Raw genomic sequence first — 15375 nt, 5'->3', positions numbered from 1 at the left:
GATCGCCGCCGCCTGCCTGTGCGCGGCCGGCACGACCACGCCGCCGCGCGGCGAGCGGCTGGAGCGCCTGGTCGGCCGCCTGCGGTCGGACGAGACCTTCACCGCCTCGCTGGCCGGCGCGCGGATCGTCGCCGACGCCGGCGGCGTGCTCATCGCGCGGGAGGCGGGGGAGGGCAGGCGCAGCGGCCTATCGCCGCTGGCGCTGGCCGCCGGCGAGACCGGCGTCTGGGACGGCCGCTACGAGATCACCGCGGGCCGCGCGCCGACCACCATCCGCCCGCTCGGCGGACTGGCCAGCCGTCTGCCGGCGGACGAAAGGCAGGCCCTGAAAGGGTTTCCGGCGGCCGTCCGTCCGATCCTGCCGGCGGCTGTCGACGCCTCCGGCGCCGTTTCTAGCCCGATCCTTGCAGGGGACGGGACGATCCGCGCGCGCGTGCTGATCCGGGAAAGGTTCGAGGCCGCGACCGGCCTTGTCGATCAAGAACCCGCGACATGACATCGCGCGCGTGGCGAAAAGCCTTCCGCCGTCCTATCTTGGGTCGACGAGCGCTATCTTTGGGAAGACGACGCGTATGAATCTGAGGAATGTCGCCATCTGGCTTGGGGTCGTTTTCGTCCTCATCATGGCCTACAGCGTTCTGCGCCAGGGCGGCCCGACCGGGCGCGCCGGCGAGATCAGCTATTCGCAGCTGCTCAAGAACATCGACGCGGGTCAGGTGAAATCCGCCGAGATCAACGGGCAGCAGGTCAAGATCGCCTCGCCGGACGGCAAGACGACCTACACCGTCAACGCCCCGCCCAACAACGAGGACCTGATCAAGCGTCTCGAAGCGCGCAACGCCGAGATCAAGATCCAGGACGGCGGCCGCTTCAGCCTGGTCAACCTGTTCCTGAACATGCTGCCGATCCTTCTGCTGATCGGCGTGTGGATCTTCTTCATGCGCCAGATGCAGGGCGGCACGAAGGGCGCGATGGGCTTCGGCAAGTCCAAGGCCCGCCTGCTGACCGAGAACAAGAACCGCGTGCTGTTCGACGACGTCGCCGGCGTGGACGAGGCCAAGGAAGAACTGCAGGAGGTCGTCGACTTCCTGAAGGACCCGGCCAAGTTCCAGCGCCTGGGCGGCAAGATCCCCAAGGGCGCCCTGCTGGTCGGCCCTCCCGGTACGGGTAAGACCCTGATCGCCCGCGCCGTCGCGGGTGAGGCGGGCGTGCCGTTCTTCACCATCTCCGGTTCGGACTTCGTCGAGATGTTCGTCGGCGTCGGCGCCAGCCGCGTGCGCGACATGTTCGAGCAGGCCAAGAAGAACGCCCCCTGCATCATCTTCATCGACGAAATCGACGCCGTCGGTCGCCACCGCGGCGCCGGCCTGGGCGGCGGCAACGACGAGCGCGAGCAGACCCTCAACCAGCTGCTGGTCGAGATGGACGGCTTCGAGGCCAACGAAGGCATCATCCTGATCGCCGCCACCAACCGTCCCGACGTGCTGGACCCCGCCCTGCTGCGTCCGGGCCGCTTCGACCGCCAGGTCGTGGTGCCTAACCCGGACGTCGCCGGCCGCGAGAAGATCCTGCGCGTGCACATGAAGAACGTGCCGCTGGCCGCCGACGTCGACGTCAAGACGCTGGCCCGCGGCACCCCCGGCTTCTCGGGCGCGGACCTGGCCAACCTGGTCAACGAGGCGGCCCTGACCGCCGCGCGCAAGAACCGCCGCATGGTCACCATGCACGACTTCGAGCACGCCAAGGACAAGGTGATGATGGGCGCCGAGCGCCGCTCGATGGCCATGAGCGAGGACGAGAAGAAGCTGACGGCCTACCACGAGGGCGGCCACGCCCTGGTGGCCCTGAACGTCCCGGTCGCCGACCCGGTGCACAAGGCCACCATCGTGCCGCGCGGCCGCGCCCTGGGCATGGTCATGCAACTGCCGGAAGGCGACCGCTACTCGATGAGCTTCGACCAGATGACCTCGCGCCTGGCCATCATGATGGCCGGCCGCGTGGCGGAAGAGCTGATCTTCGGCAAGGAGAAGATCACCTCGGGCGCGTCGAGCGACATCAGCGCGGCCACCAACTTGGCCCGCAACATGGTCACCCGCTGGGGCTTCTCCGACGACCTGGGCACCGTGGCCTACGGCGACAACCAGGAAGAGGTGTTCCTCGGCCACTCGGTGGCGCGCACCCAGAACGTCTCGCCCGAGACCATGATCAAGATCGACAGCGAAATCCGTCGCCTGGTCAAGGGCGGCGAGGACGAGGCCCGCCGGATCCTGACCGAGAAGCTGGAAGACCTGCACTCGGTGGCGAAAGCCCTGCTGGAGTTCGAGACCCTGAGCGGCGAGGAGATCGTCGGCGTCACCAAGGGCGTCGCGCCCAAGCGTGACGAGCCCGAGGAAAAGAAGCCGACCGGTCCGGTCGCTTCGGTCCCGGTCTCGCCCACGGGCGTCACCGCCTAAGGGTTCGACAGACCTTCGAATAATGCGAAAGCCGGATCCGTTCTCGGGTCCGGCTTTTGTTTTGCGCGTTAGGTAGCCCCATGAAGACCGCTCTCGTCGCCGCCGTGCTGGCGCTTTCGCTTCCGATCGCCGCGCGGGCCGCCCAGCCGCCCGCCGTCGGGGTCGCGCTGGAGAACTACGCCTATCCGCACCCGGTGGCCTTCCTGCCGCTGGAGTATGGCGGCCACGCGGTGCGCATGGCCTACATGGACGTCGCGCCGACCGGCCCGGCCAACGGACGCACGGTGTTGCTGCTGCACGGCCGCAACTTCCCGGCCGGCTACTGGGCGCCGACCATCGAGGCCCTGACCGGGGCCGGCTATCGGGTCGTCGCGCCCGACCAGATCCAATTCGGCAAGTCCTCAAAGCTCGACGACGTTCCCGTCCGCTTCGACCGCATGGTGGAGGACACCACGGCCCTGCTGGACCGCCTGAAGATCAACAGGGTCGACGTCGTGGCCCACTCGATGGGCAACCATGTCGGCGTGCGCTGGGCCCTGGCCCATCCCGACCGCACCGGAAGGCTGGTCATGTACGGCCCCGTCGGGCTGGAGGACTATCGCCTGTACACGCCGTCCACGCCGCTGGAGACGCTGGTCGCAGACGACGAGGCCAAGGGGCCGGACGCCTATCTGAACGAGCTGATGACCAGCTACGGCCTGACCTTGCCGCGCCAGGCCATGGCGCCGTTCGTCGAGCTGCGCGAAGGGCTCAAGCGCTCGGGCGAGTGGCCGCGCTACGCCCGCAGCTTCGCCGCCAGCGCCGTGGCCATCCGCGACCAGCCCTATCTTCAGGACCTGCCCAAGGTGGCGGCGCCGGTTCTGATCCTGGCCGGCGAGCGCGACGGCACCGCGCCCGGCAAGGGCTACGCCAAGCCCGAGGACAAGCCGCGCTTCGGCCATGTCCTGGCTCGGGCCCAGGCCCTGGCCCCGACGATGCGGAACGCCCGTGTCGAGGCGTTCGACGCCGGCCACCTGCTGCACCTGGAGCGCACGGAGCGGTTCAACGCCGCCGTTCTGGCCTTCCTCGGCGAAGGCCGGTAGAGCTTCCTTTCGAAGTTGAACGAAAGGGAAGTCGATGAAGACGTCGATGCCGATCCTGCTGGCCGCGGCCATGCTGGTCTCGCCCGCTGCGGCCCTGGCCGCGCCCAAGCCCATCCATGCCGACGGCATGACCGGCCCCGAGGTGGTCAAGTGGCTGCAGGACGCCGGCTACAAGGCCGAACTGCTCACCGACAAGACCGGCGACCCGCACATCAAGAGCGCCGCCAACGGCGTCAATTTCGACATCTACTTCTACGACTGCACCGCCAAGCCGCGCTGCAAGGCGATCCAGTTCTCGGCCGGTTTCGACATGAAGACCCCGCTCTCGGCCGGCAAGATCAACGAGTGGAACCGCGATAACCGCTATCTCAAGGCCTATATCGACGACGACGGCGACCCCTACGTCCAGTACGACGTCAACCTGAACGCCGGCCGCACGACCGACGTCCTGGATGACGACTTCGGCGTCTGGACCTCGATGATCGACGACTTCACCACCTTCATCGGCTGGTGACGCGACGGGGCGAGGGGGGTACATCCTCGCCCCATGATCCAAGCCGTTCCAAGCGTCATGGGCGTGGTCAACGTCACGCCCGACAGCTTCTCCGACGGCGGCCGGTTCTTCGATCCCGCCGCCGCCCTGTCCCACGCCCGCCAGCTGATCGACGACGGCGCGTCGATCCTCGACATCGGCGGCGAGAGCACGCGGCCCGGCGCCGATCCGGTGTCTGAGGCCGACGAGATCGCCCGCGTGGTTCCGCTGATCCGCGCCATCCGCGCCGAGAGCGACGTCGTCATCTCGATCGACACCATGAAGCCCCGCGTGGCCCGCGCCGCCGTCGAGGCCGGGGCCGACATCTGGAACGACGTGGCCGCCCTGCGTTTCGCGCCCGACGCCCCCGAGGTCGCCGCCGAGCTCGGCTGCGAAGTGATCCTGATGCACATGCGTGGCGAGCCCGGCACCATGCAGGACGAGCCGCGCTACGACGACGTCGTCGCCGAGGTCGAGGCCTTCCTGCTGGCCCGGGCGCTGACCGCCATGGCCGCGGGCGTCGAGCGCGAGAAGATCTGGCTCGACCCCGGCATCGGTTTTGGCAAGACGCTGGAGCACAACCTGGCCCTGCTGGCCGCCCTGCCGCGCTTCAACGCCCTGGGCTATCGCGTGCTGCTGGGCGCCAGCCGCAAGCGCTTTATCGCCGTCATCGATCCCCGCGCCCAGGACGCTCGCCACCGCCTGGGCGGCTCCCTGGCCGTCCACCTGCACGGCGCGGCCTGCGGCGTGGAGGCCGTGCGCGTCCACGACGTGCGCGAAATGAGCCAGGCCCTGGCGGTGTGGAAGGCGATCGCGGCGGCGGCGGGGTGAGCTTTCCGGCGGCTATTTCGCAGTAGGCGGCGCCCCGGCTTTCGGCGCCGTTTGGCTTGGTGTCGGTTCGATCTTGGCGCTTGGCCAACGAGCGGCGATCTCGGCCAGCAGCCCCTCGCGCAGTCGGGTCGCGCGTTCCGGCGGGTCGCCCCGCATGAAGCTCACCACGGCCTGGCCAGGATGGAGAAAGTCCTGGACGATGATTTCCGTCGCCTCGTCGTTCGGTCCGCGTGAGACGCCGACATAGATCGTGGCTCGCTGGTGCGGCTCAAAGACGTCGGCTTCCCGCTGAAACTTCACCCACGTCTCGCTACCGTCGTCCACATGGATGCCGTCCTGTGCGTCAGCGGCCGCATGACGACGCAACATGGCCACGAGATCGTCATGGTCCTTCCTGGTCTCCAGCGGGATCTCGACCGATGCGACGTTCTGAGCGCTCGCGGGCTGCTCGACCGGAGCGCAGCCGGCGACGAGCCATAGGGCGGCCGCAGTTCCGACCATGCCGATCTTCACGTCGCGCCACGTCAACTTGATCTGGCCGGCGCGAGCGAGCGGACGGCTTGGAGGGGCTTCGTGAGGGGCGCTCAGCACGCGGCGTCTTTCTCATAGGCCGTGAGCGCCGCCGCCCATCCGGCTATGGCGCCGATCGCCGCCAGGCTGCCGGAGAAGAACCAGAGCCCGGCCCCGCGCTCCATGGAGGTGAGAAGCAGCAGCACGCCTGCCGTGACGACGAAGACCAGGATTGCGCCGAGAAGGGCGCCGGCCTTGGGCGAGCGGATGTTGAAAGCGTGCAGTACGGCCCAGCACGGCGCGCCGATCAGCACCACGCCGGTCATCCAGATCATCAGGCTGAACGGCGCCGACATCAGTCCGACGCCTAGCGCCCCGCTGATGCCGTCCGCTCGGCCGGTCATCAGGAATGGGATCGCGCCTATCACGGCCAGGGCCGTGCTGGTCAGCGCCGCGCCGACAAAGCCGCCGACGAACAGGGCGCTGATGACCTTGCCGGGATTGGTTCTGGAAGGTCGCACAGCGGGCCCCTTTGAATAAGTTATTCCTTAAATATCTTACTGCTAATTTGCAAGTGATTAGCGAACCGCTTAAATACCGACGCATGCAACGCGTGTTCGAAGCCCTGTCGTCGACGGTCCGGCGCAAGATCCTGGCCTATCTGGCCCATGCCGACCTGACGGCGGGCGAGATCGCCTCGCGCTTCGAGATCTCCAAGCCGGCGGTGTCGCAGCACCTGTCGATCCTGGAGGCGGCCGGTCTGGTGAAGAGCGAGAAGCGGGGCCAGTTCGTGCACTACAGCCTGGTGCGCGACAGCCTGGTCAACACGCTGAACGACTTCGTTCAGGAGGTCTGTCCGGTGTCCAGGCCGCTAAAGGCCGAAAGCGCGCAGATCAAGATCGACCGCGACGGCGAGTGACCGGCAACGACGTCGGCCGGCCGACGTTATAGGCTCCTCGAACCTTCGCTTTTCGGGGAGTCTTCTCATGATCCGTCCGCTGTTCGTCGCCGGCCTGGCCGTCCTGGCCCTGACCGCCTGCGAGAAGAAGACCGAGGCGCCCAAGCCGGCGCCGACGCCCGACAACCTGGCCCAGAGCCCGCCGCCCGCGACGCCCGCCGCCCCCGAGGCCAAGCAGATCGTCTACGCCTGCGCCGACGGCAGCGTGCTGAAGGCGACCTATCCCGACGACAAGACCGCCGTGGTCGAATACGGCGACAAGACCCGCACGCTGACCGTCGCCATGTCGGCCAGCGGCGCGCGCTATGTGGGCGAGGGCCTGCAATGGTGGACCAAGGGCATGACCGAGGGGATGGTCGCCCCGCTCAAGGACGGCGAGGACGTCGCCAGCGCCAAGCCGGTCGAGTGCATGGCGCCCGCGGATGCGGCCAAATAGGCGCTAGGGCTAGAGCAGCGTCCGCTGCGCCGGCTCGATGGTCTCGACCGGCGCGGCCTTGCCGCGGCGGCGTAGTTCGGTCTCGGCGCTGAACCGGATGTCGGGGTCGCGATCCTGGGCCAGCGCCCGCAGCGGCTCGTCGCCCAACTGGCTCCAGGCCTTGCCGCGCTCGGGACCCCTAGGCGCGCGCGGCAGCAGGCCCGGCTCGGCGCTCCAGGCCAGCAGTTGCTCCAGGGACGCCTCGTTGAGCATGTCGCGCAGGTGGTGGGCGGTCACATAGGCGTCGGGCATGGCGCGGTGCGCCGGCAGGCCGATCTCGTGGACCAGGCCCTCTGGCATGCGCTGGTAGCGCAGCATCTGGTTGGAGAAGCTGGAAAGGTGCGGCCAGAGCCGCAGGGCGCATTTCCAGGTGCAGATCCACGCCGCCCCGCCGGCCAGGGCGGGCGTGCAGTAGCGCTGCTCGAACGAGGCGCGATGGGCCGCCAGGGCCGCCACGCCGCCTTCGGGACGCAGGATGGCCGGCGCGGCGTCCTTCCAGAACGGCGCCTCGGCCACCTCGGCGTCGAGGATGTGGTGAACGGCCATGGTTTCCGGCGAGATCGGGCGGCCGGGATTGATCAGCAGCGCCCCGCGAGCCTCGTCCAGGCGCCAGGACCCGCCGGGGTCGTGGACGACGTCCTGCCAGCCGATCTCGCAGACGTCGTGCGGTCCGTTGCCGGCGGTCTCCAGATCGATGACGCGGATGCGTGTCATCACCCGAATATGGACCCGAGGCGAGGCGGGGCCAAACGACCCGGCGCCCAAATCTGTCAGCTGACTCGCAGGAAGGCCCGGCCGGCGGCGAAGTCGCCGACTTCGACATAGGCCCGGCGCACGATCTCCTGGCCGCCGCGGGCTTGGATCACGAACTCGATGGTGATCGCCTCGCGCGGGTCGAGCTGGGCGATGGCGTCGGCGGCTTCGCGCGGAAAGCGGAAGCTCATGCCGGTCTTGGCGCCGGTCGGCAGCAGGGTGGGGGCGGGGGCGGCGTCGCGGGTCTCGGGCGCGAACATGCGGCTGGCGGCGCGCGGGGCGGCGTTGTCGGCAAGGCCGCCGCCCGCGCGGGCCCGCAGATAGGGACCCAGGGTGAGGCCCGGATCGCGCATGACCAGCCGCGCGGTGTAGGGGCGCGCGCCGTCGGCGAAGGTCGCCACGGCCAGCAGCTCGGTGTTGCGGCCGGCCAGGCCGAACACCAGCCGGTCGCCGCCGAAGCCGGCCGTCTGCGACAGGCGCCAGAACGGGATGGTCGCCGAGCTGGCGCGGTCGGCCTGCCAGCTGGCGCGGTCGCCCGGATAGTTCATCCGTTGCAGCAGGGCGTAGCCTTCGAAGGCCTTGCGCACGCGATTGGCGGCGGTGGTCAGGTCCTGGGAGCCGCAGGGTACGGAGGCGGCCTTGGCGTGGGCGCGCTGCTGCACGCCGTTCAGCTGGTCGACGCTGGCCCCGGCGCGCAGGGCCGCACCCCGGGCCTGGGCCCTGCCGGCGTCGAGGGCGCCCGACAGCGAAGGGCTGAACAGGCCGCAGCGCGCGCCGGCGGCGCTCATCAGGCTGCGTTCGTAGAAGACGTCGGAGGGCGTGGCCATGGCCGTCTGGGCTGCGCCCAGGGCGGCCGCGGCGACGAGCGTCGCCGCCAGGCGCCGCTTTCGCGGGGCGGAGGTCTTCACGGTGGCCATTTTCTCGTATTCTGCGAGAGAGGATGTTCGAGCGGACCTTAGCCGCTCCTGGTTGCGGTTCGGTTAGCGATGCTTCTTTCGACGGATCTTTGGGTGGGCGCGCTGATCCGCCGCGCCGAGCTGGGCGGGGCCTTCGCCATGGTGGTGCGCAAGGGCGACGCCAGGGCCGGCGCGGTTCTGGTCAAGGTAGTCGATCGCCGGGCCGGAACCGTGCGTCTCTACAGCGAGGCCACGCGCGGCGACGGCGAGCGGGTGTGGATGCAGCCCATCAAGTCGGACTTCGAACCGGACCTCGACGCCTATGCCGAGCGTGCGGCCCGCATCGATCCCGACGTCTGGGTGGTGGAGATCGAGGATCGCGAGGGGCGGCATTTCCTCACCGAAGCGGTCGAGGGCTGAGCGGCGCCCTGTCGCACGGCGTTCTTGCAACGATCCACAGCATTAACCCTGCCGCTAAACCAGACCGAAAGTAGAGCGCGGCAGGATGTCGCAGGTCTCTGAAGCAGCCCCCGTCATCCGCCCATGCTCTTCCTGATGAACGACGTCGTGCTCAGCCTGGACGCCGCCGAACTGTCGCCGCCGATGACGCGCGACCGTTTCGCCGCCCTGTCGCTGAACTTCGTCGCCGAGTTGGGCAAGGAGCTCTATGCCGAGGAGCCGCTGCTGCACCACAAGCAGGTGGAGAAGGCCAAGCGCCTTGCGGCCCTGATCATCGCCAAGGCGCCCGAGATCAACGCGGTGCTGTTCGTCGCGCCCGCGCGCGGCTGCCTGATCGAGCAGGTGCAGGTGCGCTACGCCCAGATCGGCCTGGAGGTCATGGGCGCGCTGCATCAACGTCAGAAGGCCGGCCAACTGACCAATCTCGAAGCCGATCGCCAGGTCTGGCGCCGGCTGGCGGCCTGACGTCGCCGGCGGCTTGCTACATCAGCAGGCCGGCCACGATGTTCAGGACGAGGGCGATCACCACCAGTCCGGCCAGCACCGTGCCCAGGCAGAGCGCGCTCTGCCCCAGCGGGCGCCGACGGATGTGGTCACGAGGGTCTTCGGCCAGAGCCATGTCGTTTCCTCCGTCGCCCGTCGTTCTTCATGACGATCGTGTGCGACCAGGGCAGCATGATCCCAAAACCTCATGTTGTGTAGGGGCATTGATGCGGAGCGTCGCGGCGCCGCACTTTGCGGCTGCGACAGCCGTCTGGCGGCGCCTGGGGCGTCAACGCTTGATCGGCGGTGCGCGCGGCCTAAGGTTGCGGTGAAGCTGGGCTTTAGTTTGAGTGTGAGATGGGGATTTGGGGGATCAGGGGCGCGGCGCTGGCCGTCGCCCTGACGGCCGGCGTGCTGGGCGCCGGCCAGGTTTCGGCGCAGGACCTGGGGGCGATCGACGGCCTCGTGGTCAGGTCCGGCAAGGGCGGCAAGTGGATGCGGGCGGAAAGCCCTCGCTTCACCGTCTACAGCAACGGCGACGAGCGGGTGCTGCGTGAGTACGTCGCCAAGCTGGAGCTGTTCGACAGCCTGCTGCGGTTTCGGCACGGGCTGCCGATCAACGGGGTTCCGCCGCGCAAGCTGACGCTCTACCTCGTCGGCGACGTCGACGAGTTCAAGATCGTCTGGCCGACGGTCAATTCCGGCGTCCAGGGGTTCTACAAGGCCGACATCGACGAGATCTTCGCCATGGCCCTGCGCCAGCGCGCGGACGACCACGTGATCCAGCACGAGTACGTGCACCACTTCATGATGCAGTACTTCCCCTACGGCTATCCGTCCTGGCTGGTCGAAGGCTATGCCGAGTACTTCGGCTCGGTCGTCATCGACGGCGACAAGATCGAGCTCGGGCGCAACAAGACCCGCGGCGCGGACGTCGCCTATGGCCCCTGGGTGTCGATCGACAAGGTGCTGGGCAAGCGGCCGTCCGAACTGAAGGGCAGCGACAGCGCCGCGATGTTCTACGCCCAGGCCTGGCTGATGACGCACTACTTCATGAGCGACCCCGGCCGCTACAAGCAGCTGCTGGCCTACATGAAGGCCGTCGGCGACGGGGGCGACCCGGTCAAGTCGATGGAGACGATCACCGGCCTGACGGCCGACCAGCTGCAGGTGAAGCTGAAGGCCTACGGCAACTCGTCGGCCATTCCGTATCAGGTGCTGGCCGCGACCGACCTGCCGCCGCCCAAGATCGAGATCCTGCGCCTGTCGACGACGGCCGACGATCTGCTGCTGGCCGAGCTTTCGCTGCGCGCGGCCGGCCTGGAAGCGGGCGAGGAAACCGAAGAGAAGCCGCAGGACGCCAAGCCGGGCAAGGAAGAGACCGACAAGGAAGCCAAGGCGCGGGCCGAGGCCGCCAAGGCCAGGGCCGAAGCCCGAGAGGTGCGTGACAAATGGCGCAAGAAGCTCCTGGCCGACGTGCGCGCCGCCGCCGTGCGCTATCCCGACCAGCGCTTGCCCAAGCTGGCCCTGGCGCGCGCGGAGCTGACCTTCGGCGACTTCGCCAAGGGGCTGGCGCTGGCCGACCAGTACGCCGCCGACTATCCGGAGGATCCGCTGGGCCTGGAGCTGGCGGGCCTGGCCCGGCTGCAGGCGGCCGACAAGGATCCCGATCGCCGCAACGAGCTCTACAAGGCCGCCGGGGTCAGTTTCGGCAAGGCCTTCAGGCTGGACGACGGGCGCTATCAGACTCTCTACGGCTACGCCCGCAGCCGGACGGTCGAAGCCAACTATCCCAGCGAGAACGTGCTGAAGGTGCTCGACAAGGCCCACGAGCTGGCGCCCCAGGTCGAGACCATCACCTTGACCGAGGCCAGGGCGCTGATCATGCGGCGCGAGTACGCCGAGGCCGYGGCTCTGCTGCGTCCGGTGGCCGGAGATCCGCACAACCGCGATGCGGCCTCCTCGGCCCAGCGCCTGTTGCAGGAGATCGCCGACAAGCTGCCGGCCGCCGGTGAACAACGGCCGGCCGCGGCCGAGGCGGCCAAGTAGGGCCTGCTTCCTTCCCCGGAGGACGGATCTGTCTTCCGGGGGCGACCACCCTGGCGCGAACCGGCGGTCCGGGCGCCCGCGATGGGGGCTTGCGCATCGTTCGCGTCTTTCGCAATTTCAACGTCAAATTGCGTCGGGGGCGATAGTGGTGGTTCGTGGAGTGGTTTTCGGCGTCGCGCTGGCGGCGACGCTGGGCGTATGCGGCTCGGCCTGGGCCCAGCCGACAGCGGTCTCGCCGGTCGCCGTCGTCGCGCCGGACCCGACCGGGCGCTGGATGCGGGCCGAGAGCGACCACTTCATCGTCTATTCCGAGCGCAGCGAGGTCATGCTGCGCCGCTACGTGGCGATGCTGGAAGACTTCGACGGCGTCCTGCGGGTGGTGCACGGCAAGACCAAGGCCGAGACGCCGCGCAAGCTGCCGCTCTATCTGCTGGAGGACAATCGCCAGCTGCAGCGGATGATGCCGGGCAGTCCCGAGAGCCGTCGCGGGGTCTATGTGCGGCCGGTGGAGGACATCTTCGCCGTGGCCGTCCGCGCCGACACCAGCAAGTACGACAAGAACAACGGCGACGACGTCGTGCTGCACGAATACGTGCACCACTTCATGATGCAGTACTTCCCCGACAGCTATCCGGGCTGGCTGGTCGAAGGGCTGGCCGAGTACTACATGACCATCGACCTGCAGCCCAAGCGCGTGCAGATCGGCGACTATAACCGCTCGCGCGCCTACTCCCTGCTCGAGGGCGAGTGGATCCCGGTCACCACCCTGCTGTCCAAGCGGGTGACGCAGCTGCCCAAGGACGAGGTCTCGGCCTTCTACGCCCAGTCCTGGCTGCTGACGCACTACATCTGGAGCGACAAGGAGCGGAAGGCCAAGCTGGACGACTATCTGGACCTGCTGCACAAACGCGGCGACCCGATGGCCAGCTGGACCAAGATCTACGGCCAGGACGCGCCGGCGCTGGAGAAGGCGCTCAAGGACTACGTCAAGCAGAACAAGCTGGCCGGGCGGGTGCTGACCCGTCCCGAGCCGCCGACGCCCGCCCTGACGATCACCCGCATGCCGGCCGGGGCCGACGACCTGCTGCTGGAGGTCCAGCGCCTGAAGCTGGGCGTTCCCAAGGACGACGCTCCCGAACTGCTGGAGAAGGTGCGCCGCGCCGCCGCCAAGCGCCCGAAGGAGTACTACAGCCGCCTGGCGCTGGCCCGGGCCGAGTGCAAGATCGGCGACCGCGACAAGGGCGAGGCGCTGCTGAAGGCCTTGCTGGAGGAGCGCCCGACCGATCTGGAGACGCTGCAGGTGATGGCCTACAGCCGGCTGGAGACGGCCCGGCGGCTGGCCCGCGACCCGGCCCAGCGCGAGAAGGCCAAGGCCATCTACGCCGACGCGGCCACCTATCTCGGCCGCGCCCACAAGGTCGATCCCGACAACTACCTGACGCTCTACGGCTATGCCGAGGCCAAGTCGCTGGACAAGGAGCCCAGCGAGAACACCCTGAACGTCGTCTTCCGGGCGGCGAGCATCGCGCCGCAGAACTTCCCCATCCGGATGAACGCCGCGCGGCTGTTCATCCGGGCCAAGCAGTACGAGTTGGCGCGCGAGCTGCTGACGCCTGTGGCCGGCGATCCGCACGGCGGCGGCATGTCGCGACAGGCTACCCAGATGCTGGCCCGGATGGAGGGCAAGGCCGACGGCGAGGCCCTGGGGGCCTCGGCCGGCGACGCCGCCGCGCCGGCTCAGGCTTCGGCGGAAGGTGACAAGGACGCGCCGGGCGGGTAACTGCGCGGGATGAGCACCTCTCCCGCCGCTGAAGCCGCCCGTCGGCGCACCTTCGCCATCATCAGCCACCCGGACGCCGGCAAGACGACGCTGACGGAAAACCTGCTGCTGGCCGGCGGGGCGATCCGGGCGGCCGGCGCCGTGCGCGCCCGCGGCCAGGCCCGCCGCACCCAGTCGGACTGGATGAAGATCGAACGCGAGCGCGGCATCTCGGTCAGCGCCTCGGTGATGACGTTCGACCACGACGGCCTGATGTTCAACCTGCTGGACACCCCGGGCCACGAGGACTTCTCGGAAGACACCTACCGCACCCTGACCGCCGCCGACGCGGCCGTCATGGTGCTGGACGCCGCCAAGGGCATCGAGCCGCAGACGCTGAAGCTGTTCGAGGTGTGCCGCCTGCGCGACATCCCGATCATCACCTTCATCAACAAGATGGACCGCGAGGCCCAGGATCCGTTCGAGCTGCTGGACGAGGTGTCGTCCAAGCTGGCCCTGGATCCGGCGCCGCTGTTCTGGCCCGCCGGCTCGGGCGGTCGCTTCAAGGGCATGCTGGACCTGCGCAGCCAGCAGTTCATTCCCTACGCCAAGAAGAGCTCGACCGACGAGGAGGGCCACCCCGACCCCGTCGCCTTCAACGGCAACGCCATCGTCCAGTATCTCGAGCCCGAAGAGCGCGCCGAGCTGGAGGAGAACGCCATGCTGGTCACCGAGGCCGGCAAGCCGTTCGACGTGCAGTCGTTCCTCGAAGGCCACATGACGCCGGTGTTCTTCGGCTCGGCCCTGCGCCACTTCGGCGTCGACCAGCTGCTGGCCGGCATCGGCGCCTATGCGCCCGCCCCCAAGCCGGCGGCCGCGACCAAGGCCGGCGGGGCGACCCACGTCGCCCCGGGCGACAACGAGGTCTCGGGTTTCGTGTTCAAGGTCCAGGCCAACATGGACCCCAATCACCGCGACCGGATCGCCTTCCTGCGCCTGACCAGCGGCCGCTTCACGCGCGGCATGAAGCTGAAGGCCCAGAACACGGGCAAGGCCATGAGCGTCAACGCGCCGATCATGTTCTTCGCCTCCGACCGCGAACTGGCCGAGGACGCCTTCGCCGGCGACGTGATCGGTATTCCCAACCACGGCGTGCTGCGGGTGGGCGACAGCCTGTCGGAGACCGGCGCCCTGCGCTTTGCGGGCCTGCCCAACTTCGCCCCGGAAATCCTGCGCCGCGTGCGCGTGAAGGATCCGCTGAAGGCCAAGCATCTGAAGAAGGCGCTGGAAGGCCTGGCCGAGGAGGGCGTCACCCAGCTGTTCCGTCCGATGATCGGCAGTGACTTCATCGTCGGCGCCGTCGGTCAGCTGCAGTTCGAGGTCATGGCCGACCGCCTGAGCAACGAGTACCAGCTGGACGTGATCTTCGAGGCCAGCCCCTACGCCGAGGCCCGCTGGCTGGTCGGCGAACGCGCCGACGTCGAGGATTTCGAGAACAAGCACAAGTCGGCCATGGGCCGCGACATCGACGAGCAGCCGGTGTTCCTGGGCAAGAGCGCCTGGGAGATCGGCTATGTCGCCGAGCGCTACCCGAAGGTGCGCTTCGAGCGGACCAAGGAACGGGGCTGAGCCCAAAAGAAAAGGCCGGGAGCGATCCCGGCCTTTTCCATGTTCGCTTGAAAGCGGCGCTTACGACTTCAGCTTGGTCAGCTTCATCTTGCCGGCGCCTTCGAACTTCAGCTTGTCGGAGGGCGACAGGTTCGGGCGGCCGACCATGACGCCCATGTTGAGCGAGCCCTGGACGTAATAGACCTCGCCCTCGTCGATCTCAACGGGCAGCACGTCCTTGACCTCGGAGTGCACGACGTATTCGTGCGCGCCCGGGGCGACGTCGATGATGAAGTAGCTGCCGTTGCTCAGCTTGCCGAGCTCGGTCTCGCCTTCGCGGACCTTGAAGCTGACGGCGGCGCCGACGAACTTGCCCGGACGGAAGAAGACGATCTGGCCCTTGCCCTGGGCCGGCGTGCCGAGGACGGCGTCGGCGGTCGCGACGGCCGGCGCGGCGGCCGGGGTTTCGGTCGGCGTCGCAGCGGCCGCCGGGGCTTCGGCCGGAGCCGGAGCGGGCTGCTCGGCCG

Annotated in this window: 17 protein-coding genes and 1 pseudogene; 12 read left to right on the top strand and 6 right to left on the bottom strand. The window is 68.7% G+C overall.

Annotated elements, in window-relative coordinates; all coding sequences use genetic code 11:
- From AC1DCG_RS23545 to folP, 5 genes and pseudogenes are all read left to right on the top strand, one after another.
- Positions 1–496: pseudogene (locus AC1DCG_RS23545) on the top strand (tRNA lysidine(34) synthetase TilS); the annotation flags it as partial.
- A gap of 76 nt (positions 497–572) precedes the next feature.
- Positions 573–2453, top strand: coding sequence for an ATP-dependent zinc metalloprotease FtsH (gene ftsH, locus AC1DCG_RS23540; RefSeq protein WP_165256860.1), 1881 nt, complete (start codon positions 573–575; stop codon positions 2451–2453).
- Between the two features lie 80 nt (positions 2454–2533).
- Positions 2534–3535 (top strand): alpha/beta fold hydrolase, encoded by a 1002-nt coding sequence (locus AC1DCG_RS23535; protein WP_477027806.1) that lies wholly within the window; start codon positions 2534–2536, stop codon positions 3533–3535.
- Between the two features lie 34 nt (positions 3536–3569).
- Complete coding sequence (locus AC1DCG_RS23530; protein WP_165256858.1) at positions 3570–4049, top strand: YbjN domain-containing protein; 480 nt, start codon at positions 3570–3572, stop codon at positions 4047–4049.
- 33 nt (positions 4050–4082) lie between these two features.
- Positions 4083–4898 carry a dihydropteroate synthase gene (gene folP / locus AC1DCG_RS23525; RefSeq protein WP_477037231.1) on the top strand — a complete coding sequence of 272 codons (816 nt, stop codon included), beginning with the start codon at positions 4083–4085 and terminating at the stop codon, positions 4896–4898.
- 12 nt (positions 4899–4910) lie between these two features.
- Here folP and AC1DCG_RS23520 read toward each other — a convergent pair whose 3' ends face one another.
- Entirely contained in the window at positions 4911–5411 is a 501-nt protein-coding gene (locus tag AC1DCG_RS23520) for a hypothetical protein (protein WP_477027808.1), read from the bottom strand.
- Between the two features lie 71 nt (positions 5412–5482).
- Positions 5483–5929 (bottom strand): hypothetical protein, encoded by a 447-nt coding sequence (locus tag AC1DCG_RS23515; RefSeq protein ID WP_477027809.1) that lies wholly within the window; start codon positions 5927–5929, stop codon positions 5483–5485.
- Positions 5930–6012: 83 nt separating this feature from the next.
- On the opposite strand from AC1DCG_RS23515, the gene AC1DCG_RS23510 reads away from it, so the two are divergent.
- Positions 6013–6327 carry a metalloregulator ArsR/SmtB family transcription factor gene (locus AC1DCG_RS23510; protein ID WP_477027810.1) on the top strand — a complete coding sequence of 105 codons (315 nt, stop codon included), beginning with the start codon at positions 6013–6015 and terminating at the stop codon, positions 6325–6327.
- 67 nt (positions 6328–6394) lie between these two features.
- A complete protein-coding gene (locus AC1DCG_RS23505; protein WP_477027811.1) occupies positions 6395–6802 on the top strand; it encodes an MliC family protein in 408 nt (135 codons plus the stop codon).
- Between the two features lie 9 nt (positions 6803–6811).
- Here AC1DCG_RS23505 and AC1DCG_RS23500 read toward each other — a convergent pair whose 3' ends face one another.
- Positions 6812–7555, bottom strand: a complete 744-nt coding sequence (locus tag AC1DCG_RS23500) for a DNA polymerase III subunit epsilon (RefSeq protein ID WP_477027812.1) — start codon at positions 7553–7555, stop codon at positions 6812–6814.
- Positions 7556–7611: 56 nt separating this feature from the next.
- Positions 7612–8511: a hypothetical protein gene (locus tag AC1DCG_RS23495; RefSeq protein ID WP_477027813.1), complete on the bottom strand. Its 900-nt coding sequence runs from the start codon at positions 8509–8511 to the stop codon at positions 7612–7614.
- 69 nt (positions 8512–8580) lie between these two features.
- On the opposite strand from AC1DCG_RS23495, the gene AC1DCG_RS23490 reads away from it, so the two are divergent.
- Together AC1DCG_RS23490 and AC1DCG_RS23485 are read left to right on the top strand one after the other, a co-directional pair.
- Entirely contained in the window at positions 8581–8910 is a 330-nt protein-coding gene (locus AC1DCG_RS23490; protein ID WP_165256846.1) for a DUF1491 family protein, read from the top strand.
- A gap of 123 nt (positions 8911–9033) precedes the next feature.
- Entirely contained in the window at positions 9034–9414 is a 381-nt protein-coding gene (locus AC1DCG_RS23485) for a hypothetical protein (RefSeq protein ID WP_058347174.1), read from the top strand.
- A gap of 16 nt (positions 9415–9430) precedes the next feature.
- Here AC1DCG_RS23485 and AC1DCG_RS23480 read toward each other — a convergent pair whose 3' ends face one another.
- Positions 9431–9568 (bottom strand): hypothetical protein, encoded by a 138-nt coding sequence (locus AC1DCG_RS23480; RefSeq protein ID WP_165256844.1) that lies wholly within the window; start codon positions 9566–9568, stop codon positions 9431–9433.
- Between the two features lie 221 nt (positions 9569–9789).
- Here AC1DCG_RS23480 and AC1DCG_RS23475 point away from each other — a divergent pair, with 221 nt between their 5' ends.
- From AC1DCG_RS23475 to AC1DCG_RS23465, 3 genes are all read left to right on the top strand, one after another.
- A complete protein-coding gene (locus AC1DCG_RS23475) occupies positions 9790–11481 on the top strand; it encodes a tetratricopeptide repeat protein (protein ID WP_477041701.1) in 1692 nt (563 codons plus the stop codon).
- Positions 11482–11626: 145 nt separating this feature from the next.
- Positions 11627–13261, top strand: coding sequence for a DUF1570 domain-containing protein (locus AC1DCG_RS23470; RefSeq protein ID WP_477027815.1), 1635 nt, complete (start codon positions 11627–11629; stop codon positions 13259–13261).
- A gap of 9 nt (positions 13262–13270) precedes the next feature.
- A complete protein-coding gene (locus tag AC1DCG_RS23465; protein WP_477027816.1) occupies positions 13271–14869 on the top strand; it encodes a peptide chain release factor 3 in 1599 nt (532 codons plus the stop codon).
- A 60-nt stretch (positions 14870–14929) separates the two neighbouring features.
- Here AC1DCG_RS23465 and AC1DCG_RS23460 read toward each other — a convergent pair.
- Positions 14930–15375 (bottom strand): DUF2846 domain-containing protein (locus AC1DCG_RS23460; RefSeq protein WP_477041700.1); only part of this gene is annotated, 446 nt, incomplete at its 5' end.

The sequence above is a fragment of the Caulobacter sp. 10L414 genome, from assembly GCF_056395525.1.
Note: the sequence above shows the minus strand (reverse complement) of the source record. Positions and strands in the feature narration are given on the sequence as shown.

What these genes read in the sequence shown, in the direction of transcription:
- AC1DCG_RS23485 (WP_058347174.1), top strand. Translation starts at nt 9,034, where the DNA reads ATGCTCTTCCTGATGAACGACGTCGTGCTCAGCCTGGACGCCGCCGAA.
- folP (WP_477037231.1), top strand. Translation starts at nt 4,083, where the DNA reads ATGATCCAAGCCGTTCCAAGCGTCATGGGCGTGGTCAACGTCACGCCC.
- AC1DCG_RS23465 (WP_477027816.1), top strand. Translation starts at nt 13,271, where the DNA reads ATGAGCACCTCTCCCGCCGCTGAAGCCGCCCGTCGGCGCACCTTCGCC.
- AC1DCG_RS23505 (WP_477027811.1), top strand. Translation starts at nt 6,395, where the DNA reads ATGATCCGTCCGCTGTTCGTCGCCGGCCTGGCCGTCCTGGCCCTGACC.
- AC1DCG_RS23495 (WP_477027813.1), bottom strand. Translation starts at nt 8,511, where the DNA reads ATGGCCACCGTGAAGACCTCCGCCCCGCGAAAGCGGCGCCTGGCGGCG.
- ftsH (WP_165256860.1), top strand. Translation starts at nt 573, where the DNA reads ATGAATCTGAGGAATGTCGCCATCTGGCTTGGGGTCGTTTTCGTCCTC.
- AC1DCG_RS23500 (WP_477027812.1), bottom strand. Translation starts at nt 7,555, where the DNA reads ATGACACGCATCCGCGTCATCGATCTGGAGACCGCCGGCAACGGACCG.
- AC1DCG_RS23530 (WP_165256858.1), top strand. Translation starts at nt 3,570, where the DNA reads ATGAAGACGTCGATGCCGATCCTGCTGGCCGCGGCCATGCTGGTCTCG.
- AC1DCG_RS23535 (WP_477027806.1), top strand. Translation starts at nt 2,534, where the DNA reads ATGAAGACCGCTCTCGTCGCCGCCGTGCTGGCGCTTTCGCTTCCGATC.
- AC1DCG_RS23480 (WP_165256844.1), bottom strand. Translation starts at nt 9,568, where the DNA reads ATGGCTCTGGCCGAAGACCCTCGTGACCACATCCGTCGGCGCCCGCTG.
- AC1DCG_RS23490 (WP_165256846.1), top strand. Translation starts at nt 8,581, where the DNA reads ATGCTTCTTTCGACGGATCTTTGGGTGGGCGCGCTGATCCGCCGCGCC.
- AC1DCG_RS23510 (WP_477027810.1), top strand. Translation starts at nt 6,013, where the DNA reads ATGCAACGCGTGTTCGAAGCCCTGTCGTCGACGGTCCGGCGCAAGATC.